At 65.6% G+C, this 1,341-nt stretch carries 1 protein-coding gene; it reads right to left on the bottom strand.

Annotation, left to right across the window (positions count from 1 at the left end; all coding sequences use genetic code 11):
* Window positions 1-60: 60 nt before the first annotated feature.
* On the bottom strand, window positions 61-1,221 hold the full coding sequence (locus tag H6A15_RS10145; protein ID WP_204673636.1) for an IS256 family transposase: 1,161 nt from the start codon (window positions 1,219-1,221) through the stop codon (window positions 61-63).
* Window positions 1,222-1,341: the final 120 nt, after the last annotated feature.

The raw sequence follows: 1,341 nt of genomic DNA, 5'->3' as shown, positions 1-1,341 counted from the left end.
GGTACCGTCAAGATTCTTGCGCACTTTCCGACAGCCCCATAGGCCCGCCCTCCGGTGCGGCTACCCCTCCAGCAGCGTCACGTCCAGATAGCGGCGGGACCCCCATTCGCTCTCCGCGACGTACTTGAGCCGCGCGGTCACGAGCATGAGGGCGGAGTTCCCGTCGGGGAAGGTGCCGACTACGCGCGTGCGCCTGCGTATCTCGCGGTTCAGGCGCTCGATGGCGTTGTTGGTCCTGATTCTCCGCCAGTGCTCGCGCGGGAAGCGCGTGTAGGTCAGGGTCTCGGCGTAGCCTTCCCTGACCACCTTGGCGGCCTCCCCGAGTTTGGACTTCTCGAGCTCGGATGCGACCTCGAGGGCCTTGGCCTCGGACGCCTCGCGCGACTCCATGGCGTGGATAGCCTTGAGCATGGCCGCGACCTTCGGCCGCTTCGACTTGGGCACCTTTGAGAGCACGTTGCGGTAGAAGTGCACGGTGCAGCGCTGGTAGGCCGCGCCCGGGAACACCTCCGCGATGGAGCCGACCATGCCGGCGGCCTTGTCGCCGGTGAACATCCTCACGCCGCGGAGGCCGCGCGACTTGAGCCACGACAGGAACTCCCGCCAGCACTCAGCAGACTCCGTGAAGCCCTCCGCGGCGCCGATGACCTCGCGGTAGCCGTCGTCGTTGACGCCGATGGCGACCATCACGGCGACGTTCTCGTAGCTCCCGCCCCAGCTGCGCTTGAGGTAGATGCCGTCCACGTAGACGTAGGGGTAGGCCCGGTCGAGGGGCCTGTTTCTCCACTCCTCGACCGACGCGAACGCCTTCTCGTTGAGGTTGGAGACGGTGGCGGCCGAGACGCTCGACCCCCAGAGGATCTCGGAGACGTCCTCGATGCGCCTGGTCGAGACTCCGGCCAGGTACATCTCGATCATCGCCTCCTCGACGCTGGTCTCCCGGCGACGGTAGCGTTCGATGATCGCCGTGGTGAACCTCATGCCCTTGAGCTTGGGCATGCGGATCGCGACCTCGCCCGACGTCGTCGTGAGCTTGCGTTCGTAGTGCCCGGCGCGGTACGCCTCGCGGTCGGCGGTCCTCTCGTAGCGCTCGGCGCAGACCAGGTCGTCTGCCTCCTCGTCCAGCAGGCCGTTCAGCATCTCCTCGACGGTCCTCCTGACGAGCTCGCGCAGGTCCGCCTTCAGCGACTCCTCGTTCAAGGATACAATGGGCTCGGGCATGGCTCTCCTCCAATATGCTTCTTGTCTCGACAACTCGAATCATACCGGGGCGGGCCGTGCCCTCCTTTCTTGCCTGGACGCTATTCCGCTGTCAAAGTGCGCAAGAAATTGTACGTTACC

The sequence above is a fragment of the Enorma phocaeensis genome (assembly GCF_016901575.1).
GTDB lineage: Bacteria > Actinomycetota > Coriobacteriia > Coriobacteriales > Coriobacteriaceae > Limicola > Limicola phocaeensis_A.
Note: the sequence above shows the minus strand (reverse complement) of the source record. Positions and strands in the feature narration are given on the sequence as shown.